A 6,907-nucleotide genomic window follows, 5' to 3' on the forward strand; every position below is an offset into this window, starting at 1 on the left:
TAGGGATATCGAAATCATGAACGATCTTCACCCGACGATGCAGCGCCCGCACAGCGTCACTCAGTACATCATCGTCCAAGTCTTCGGAAACGTGGCGGACTTCATCTTCAAGCTTCATTTTTTCCACGCTGAGACCAGCGGCGCTTTGCTCCCATAGACCGGATCCTTGCGTTGACGGCCAACTTGGGAATCGCTCGTAATGCCCGCTCATGTTCCTGGGCTGTCGTGCATTCGTCATAAGCGTCGGATGCGGGATAAGCGCCGACTACCAGGAAACCAGCAGACTCGGAGAGACATTGGTGACCGGTGCCGGCCGGAAGAACTGCCATGTCGTCGGCCTTCAAGGACAATGTACGGCCCCTGTTGCCCCCGAACCGAACCTTGCCGGTTCCGCCCGAAACCCCAAGCACTTCATTTTTGCGGGAATGGTAATGGACGTAGTGGTAGATGCCGTCCCGCCAGCCGCTACTCCAGCCATTGGACTCGAAAAGCTCTTCCAGCACGGCTGCGGAATCAAATTGTTCCACCGACCTTACGGCGCCGCGATAGACGACAAACGGCCAGAAGGGGTGGTTCGGCACGAGGCCGTCATCCTTGAACCGAAATTCGAGTGGCTTCTTCATCTTCACGAATTCGGCGAGTTCTTGCTTTCTCGGTCGCGCGATACCCGTCGCCTGCTCGGTAGCTTTCTTCAGGCTCTCGAGAATGCCCACGGCGAATCCTTGCGCTGGATGAGACAGCGGCGAAAGCCTCCGCTCTGGTCTCAACAAATCTCAACCAGCGACACCGCACTTTGTTCCTTTTGTCGAATGGCCGCTATTAAGCTGCGGCCCGCGAGGAGAACTGAAACTCAGAGAAGCGCCCGCATGTCGGCCGCTCAGCTTGTGCCTGCCGGAGTTGACGAGAATTGCCTTGGCGGTGCTGCGCCAGAAGGCATTCGCGTCCTCCAGGTTTTTGGATTCTGGGACCCGGGCGATACCTTCGACCAATTTCCGCCGCCGATTCAGCGGAAACGCGCTTATGTTGAATGATCGATCACCTCACCCGGATCGCCCAAGCTTCGAAGGCCGCAACCTGTTGCTGATCGCTTTCCTGATCATCACCGTGCAAGGCAGCGACGTACTGCAATTTATCTTCGGCAAGCTGTTCGGCCGGCATCTTCTGGCGCGGTGGAGGAAGCGAAACTCACCGCCGTGCCGTACTTTACCTGGGACGATCGCGACCCCGGCGAGATGCTGGTCTGGCTCAGAAGCGCGTGGTAGCTCTATCGCCATCTGAGCCGCGTTGCATGCCTTGAATTCGCCCGGGCGCGCGTCATCTAGCTTTGAGTGGCGCCAGTCACTTGAACGGGTGGAGGCAGATTGTGGCGCTCGAAGCTGTCGCGCGTCCGAACGCCGGTGGCCGCTTTATTGCGGTCGTGGTGGTGCCGCTGCTATTCGTCGTCGGTGGACTGGCCATTCGCTATGCGGCATTTGCCTCGATCTCGGCGGAACCAGGCTTCGCAGCCTATGCCCACGCGCTCTGCCGGTGGGATTGCGCGTGGTATGTCGACATTTCCGAACACGGTTATGAGCGCTTTCCCATTCCAAACCAGAGCAATGTCGGACGCTGGGGCTTCTTTCCATTCTATCCGATGCTGGTGGCGGCAATCCGGTCTGTTTTCCCTTTGCCGACGATACTGCTCGCGTCGATCACATCGGTTGCGTGCAGCTACGCGGCCTGTCTGGTGGCGTGGCCGCTGCTCGAGAAGAACATGCGCGCTTATGTGCTATATTGCGCCTTTCTGCTCAGCGGCCCGTTCTCCTTTCATTTTACGACTTTCCTGACCGAACCTCTTTTCGTGCTCGTGACGTCGTGCGTTTTTCTGGCACTCAAACGCTCCAGCTATCTGACCGCGGGGCTGTCATCGGCTCTGCTGTCGGCAACCAGGCTCGTCGGAGTGCTTGTTGTATTTGCGACCGTCATTCAGATGTTCAGGGATTACCGCGCAAAGGGCGGATCGGCGCTTTCTTTCCCACGTTGGGTGCTTGGCCGACCGGATCTGCTCGTTGCAATTCTCATCTCGCCTGCCGGCTTGTTCGCCTACATCCTGTTCCTCTATCTGACGGTCGGGGACGGCTTTGCCTTCCTGCACGTCCAGCGCGCGTTTGGACGGGTGGTGGGCAATCCGCTCGCCTTCATATGGGATGGACTCTCGGCCGTTCCGGCGACTGGATGGCTGCCTACGGCGCCGCAATGGAGCGCGCTCGCCGCACTCATAGGACTGGCGCTATCGGCGGTTCTGGCGGTTCGCAGGCAATATGGCGCCGCGTTGTTCTGCGCCTGCTGCATCATCCTGCCGCTGATCACGAACCTGGCCTCGATGGTCAGATACGTCATTGGGCTTGCGCCTCTGACAATGTTGCTGACGACGTTGTTGTCGGCGTCGAAGCTGACTTTTCTTGCGGCTCTGGGTCTCTTCCTGGGCGCCTGCTATTTCATGACCGTCGCATGGATCGGGGGTTATCTTGCCCTGGTCTGACATTTCGGGCCGGTATCGGCGCGCGGCCAGATTTGGTGGCTACGCGCTGGCGGCGGTTCTGGCCGGGACAGAAATCATCATGCTTGCGCTTGCTCTCAATCCAGACGTCAATGCCGACTATCGCGCCTATTACATCGACCGGACGACGACCTGCCTCAATCGCGATGCGGTCGGCAGCTACACACTTGGCGAGACGGTGTCGTTCCGGTCCGACGGAGCCAAAAAGGCAACCGGCATGATGGTCTGTGGCTGGTCGGGGCCGGTAGCCGACGGCACCCATTCGCTGGGCGAGACCTCGCGGCTTCGCCTGGACATACCGCCGCTTCGCGACGGTCTGACTGCCACGCTGCAAATGGCCGCCGTCATTCGTCCGCCCCAGATCACGCAAAGGGTTGTGATCTCGGTGAACGGCGTTCGGGTGCATGCGGTGACGCTGTCCGGCAAAGAGCCACGCACGGTATCGTTCGTCATTCCACCGGCGGCCCTCGCCAAGGCCAAGACACTCGACATCGCCTTCGACTACCTCGACGGCATTCCGCAAACTCCTGCCGCCAGCAACATCTATAAGCGCTCCATCAAATTGTTGTCGCTCCGGCTCGATCCCACTGATGCGGATTAGGGCGGGCGATCGCGCTGCCGGCCGCGTCTTCGCTGCGCAAAAACCCATCGGTCGAGCATGAGGAGATTGACCGCTGGAACAAGCAAGCATGTAACCAGGATGGCAATGATCGGCGGCAGACTGAGTTTCGCAGTCAAAAGCGCCGGCGCCGCGTAAGCCACCGCGAAGCCGGTTGCCGTCAGCAAGAGAAAACGCGGAGCCTCCGATCGATGCGATCCGCTCGACGCGAAGGTCACGAACTTATGCGCGAGATAAGAAAACAGGGCGGCAGCGGTATAAGCTGCGAGCGAGGCACCGACCGGCGAGAGGCCGAACCGTTGCCATTCGACCAAAGCGGTGGCCATCACTGCATATAGGATCGTTGCAGCGATGCCGACCGACCCGAAACGCACCAGCAGTTTCAGGCCGGCGTCGCTGGTCGAGGGGCCCTCAGACTTGCGCACTGCAGGCATACTGCGCTCCAAGCGGCAGCGACGCGAGCGCGCGCTCGACTCTTCTGGCGAAAGGCCTTGCCGACGGCAGCAGCAGGAAATGCTCGGATCGGATGTCCCGGAACCCGGTCTCCCGAAAGAGCGACGCTGCGTTGGCAGCGTTGACGAGGACCGCGTCGTGGTCGAACGGACACCGGAACACCGCAAGACGCGTCAGCGGATTATAGGGATTGTGCTCGATGATGCAGGCGACGCCACCTGGCCGCACGACACGCCGCAATTCCAGCAAGAAATCGGACCAGGAGGAGGGCGGAACGTGATGGACGACGCAACTGGCGAAAGCCAGATCGAACGCGCCATCCTCGTAGGGCAGACTCGGCGACGTGCAGGCCCTATAGGTCACACTTGGATTGTCCTGGCCGGCGCGCAAAATTGATTGCTCCGACACGTCGCAGCCATCGAGGCTGTCGAAAGCGCCGTCGAGGTAGGGGTGGAGCGAGCCGACGCCGCAGCCGATATCCAGCGCCCTTACAGCCGCCCCACCCCGCCGAAGCTTTCGCTCGACCACCAGACGCCGCAGCAGATCCGCCTTGGCGACAAGGAAGAAGTCGTGCCCGAGTCCGGAAAATCGGATGGACCCTTCGACCGCCTCGCCATAGTTGGAATTATAGCTGTCGAAGAGTTCGGCCATTGGCGGGGACTCCACTCCTGGGCTTGTGAAACGATAGGCGGCGCTCACCAGAGACGGTACGCATCGCCTCGTCGAAGCCGGTGAGCCGATTAATCACATAAAGCGGGCGGCGTTTCACCTCGGCGTGGATGCTGCCAACGTAGAGCCCGACCACACCGGTCATGAAAAGATTGATGCCGCACAGGAGCGACACGATCACCACTGTGGATGTCCACCCGGCAATGATGCCGGTTTCAAAAAACGAGGCAAAGATGGCATAGGCGCCAAAGACCACCGCAAGCGCGGAAATGGCCAATCCGCCCCAGAGCGCCAGGCGTAAGGGCTTCTCGGAGAAACTGACGATGCCGTGAACCGCAAGGTGCACCATCTTCCAGAATGGGTATTTGGTCTGGCCCAGGGTTCGCGCGTGGCGCTCAAATGGCACGGTCGTTTGCTTGAAGCCCATCCAGCCGAACATGCCCCTGACGAAGCGGTCATGTTCGGGCATACGCTTGAAGGTTTCCAGCGGCTTGCGGCCGACCAGGCGGAAGTCGCCGACGTCGCGCGGAATATCGACCGACGTCATTTTCTCCAGCAGGCGATAGAAAAGACTTGCCGTAAAGCGCTTGAACCAGGATTCGCCCTCGCGCTTGACCCGGCGGGCATAGACAATCTCGAAGCCTTCCTTCCACTTGGCCACCAGATCGAGAACGACTTCCGGCGGATCCTGCAGGTCGGCATCCATGACGATGACGGCATCGCCCGCAGCGGCGTCCATACCGGCGGTAATCGCCACTTGGTGGCCGAAATTGCGGGAAAATTCGATCAGCCGAAAGCGCGGCTCGGCGGCAACCACTTTTTGGAGGTATTCGACGCTTCCATCGAGGCTTCCGTCATCGACGAAGATGGCCTCGGTTTCGCCGTCCAGCCGGTCGACAAGCGAACTGATCCGCTCGATCAGCCGAGGCAGCACCTGTTCTTCATTGTATATGGGCAGGACGAGCGAGTAGCGAGGCGGTGATCTGTTCACCGTCATTCCAGGGCCGTGGACCACAGAGTCTCGCATGCGGTTGAAAATGTAACGAAAGCTACAAAGTTCCAAAGGTGTGCAAGAAAGTGCTAATTTAGCTAGTTCTTGATTGAATGCCGGTTCTCAGTGAGAGATGAGCGTCCGCACCGAGGCGCGAACTCGATAGGTCGCCAGCGAGGTTCGTCTGGCGCCAGCACAAAGCTGTTTGACCGCCCTGAAGATCGCTGCACGCCCTCCTTCGCGCGCTCCACGTAGGCGCCATCCGCAGTCATCACCACGACGCGGGTGCCGGTGCTGATGTATAGCGGTACCAGGGTGCGCACGCCGTTGGACAGCGTTGCCGGTTTCGCGACGAACCTCTGCCGCTGTTTGCGGCCGCTGCTTGCCGTGAGAAGAAGACTTTGCCTGAGATCCACCAGCCTGTTGTTGCGTTCAGGCCCATGACGGCCGGCCGCGACGTTGTCGAGGATTATGGCCATGTTGGGCTGACCTTGCGCAGCCATCCGGCGTCGTTTCTGCGTGCCGATCTTCGCCGGCGCAGCATCGTGACCTGTCAGGAGACCATGCAGGCGCGAGACAGAAGCTGGCTCGAGGCTGCCGGCCTGGTTCTGGTCCGGCAACGGCCAGGCTCGGCCAAAGGCCTCATGTTCCTCACCGTGGAGGATGAGACGGGCGCCGCCAACGTCGTCGTCTGGGTCAAGGTATTCGAGAAATTCCGTCGCGTGCTTCTTTCGTCGGCCATGCTCGGCGTGCGCGGCCGCATCCAGCGGGAAGGGGAGGTGGTGCATCTCGTCTCCCATCAGTTGACCGACCTGTCGCCCGAGCTGGCCAGCCTGGGAAACCGCGAGACGCCGTTTCCCGTGCCGCATGGCCGCGGTGACGAAGCCCATCACGGCGCGCCGAGTGTCGATCCGCGGAGCCTGTCGAAGGGCCGAAACATCGTCGATCCTTTATGCCGAACTCGGCATAAGGGATCTTATCCCGACTCCGAGACTATGCCGATCAAGCTGCCTAAACCACGGGACTTTCGGTAAAAACGCCGCCGCGGCTCGGCATAGTCAAGGTGTCCGGCGTCGCGAATTTCTCAGTGTGGTGGTATCCCACCCGACGACTTCTGGGCAGCTAGGCTGGAAATAGCGGCCGTTCAGGTGCCCGTCGCACTTCGACCGCAATGCGCCTATGTCGGCCGTAGACGTCGATTTTGGCATTGCTCGGAAGCAGACGTCGCCCAAAGCGGGAGCGATCGTGGTTGCGCGACATCTCGAGCACAGACTAGCTATAGTGGAGCGTTACGGCGACCCAGCAGCAGAGCGATGCCTAACGCCGGAAGCGTCGCCGTCGCGACGACGAGGAAGACGAATTGCAGCCCGGCCGACGCAGCCACCAAGCCGAGCGCCGGACTGCCGAAGCCGAGCGCCACGTCGAGGAAGACTGTGTAGAGTCCCATGGCCAGGCCGCGGCTGCGTGGCGGAAGACGGCTTACGGCCTCGGCACCGAGGCCCTGGATAGACCAGCGAGTAGCCAAGGCCAGTCAGGCCCGCTCCGATGGCCGCGAGAACAGGCCCGGGCGCAAGCCAGGTCAGCATCAGCCCTGCCGCCTCGACCGCCACGAAGATCACAGCGACGCGCGCGCCCC

At 60.8% G+C, this 6,907-nt stretch carries 7 protein-coding genes and 3 pseudogenes; 4 read left to right on the top strand and 6 right to left on the bottom strand.

The annotated features are described in order from the left end of the window. Positions 1-107: 107 nt before the first annotated feature. Entirely contained in the window at positions 108-713 is a 606-nt protein-coding gene (locus NKH59_RS30155; protein WP_353023954.1) for a cupin, read from the bottom strand. Positions 714-1,047: 334 nt separating this feature from the next. On the opposite strand from NKH59_RS30155, the pseudogene NKH59_RS30165 reads away from it, so the two are divergent. From NKH59_RS30165 to NKH59_RS30180, 3 genes and pseudogenes are all read left to right on the top strand, one after another. Next, positions 1,048-1,167 (top strand): annotated as a pseudogene (locus NKH59_RS30165) (phosphatidate cytidylyltransferase); the annotation flags it as partial. Between the two features lie 196 nt (positions 1,168-1,363). Further along, the gene (locus tag NKH59_RS30175; RefSeq protein WP_353023958.1) at positions 1,364-2,521 is read left to right on the top strand and encodes a putative hexosyltransferase; all 1,158 of its coding nucleotides are present in this window, start codon (positions 1,364-1,366) and stop codon (positions 2,519-2,521) included. 79 nt (positions 2,522-2,600) lie between these two features. Further along, positions 2,601-3,140 (top strand): hypothetical protein, encoded by a 540-nt coding sequence (locus tag NKH59_RS30180; RefSeq protein ID WP_353023960.1) that lies wholly within the window; start codon positions 2,601-2,603, stop codon positions 3,138-3,140. Here the strand turns inward: NKH59_RS30180 and NKH59_RS30185 are convergent. The 4 genes and pseudogenes from NKH59_RS30185 to NKH59_RS30200 all read right to left on the bottom strand — a co-directional run. Further along, positions 3,137-3,592, bottom strand: a complete 456-nt coding sequence (locus NKH59_RS30185; RefSeq protein ID WP_352542315.1) for a GtrA family protein — start codon at positions 3,590-3,592, stop codon at positions 3,137-3,139. The genes NKH59_RS30180 and NKH59_RS30185 overlap by 4 nt on opposite strands. Then, complete coding sequence (locus tag NKH59_RS30190; RefSeq protein ID WP_353023962.1) at positions 3,570-4,262, bottom strand: class I SAM-dependent methyltransferase; 693 nt, start codon at positions 4,260-4,262, stop codon at positions 3,570-3,572. The genes NKH59_RS30185 and NKH59_RS30190 overlap by 23 nt, the downstream gene beginning before the upstream one ends. Then, the gene (locus tag NKH59_RS30195) at positions 4,237-5,277 is read right to left on the bottom strand and encodes a glycosyltransferase family 2 protein (RefSeq protein ID WP_353023964.1); all 1,041 of its coding nucleotides are present in this window, start codon (positions 5,275-5,277) and stop codon (positions 4,237-4,239) included. The genes NKH59_RS30190 and NKH59_RS30195 overlap by 26 nt, the downstream gene beginning before the upstream one ends. 227 nt (positions 5,278-5,504) lie before the next feature. Beyond that, positions 5,505-5,618: pseudogene (locus tag NKH59_RS30200) on the bottom strand (elongation factor P); the annotation flags it as partial. Here NKH59_RS30200 and NKH59_RS30205 point away from each other — a divergent pair. Next, a pseudogene (locus tag NKH59_RS30205) lies at positions 5,619-6,305 on the top strand (OB-fold nucleic acid binding domain-containing protein); the annotation flags it as partial. A gap of 242 nt (positions 6,306-6,547) precedes the next feature. Here the strand turns inward: NKH59_RS30205 and NKH59_RS30210 are convergent. After that, the gene (locus tag NKH59_RS30210) at positions 6,548-6,718 is read right to left on the bottom strand and encodes a hypothetical protein (RefSeq protein ID WP_353023966.1); all 171 of its coding nucleotides are present in this window, start codon (positions 6,716-6,718) and stop codon (positions 6,548-6,550) included. Between the last annotated feature and the right edge of the window lie 189 nt (positions 6,719-6,907).

The organism is Mesorhizobium sp. M0998 (genome assembly GCF_040318885.1).
Classification (GTDB): Bacteria; Pseudomonadota; Alphaproteobacteria; order Rhizobiales; family Rhizobiaceae; genus Mesorhizobium.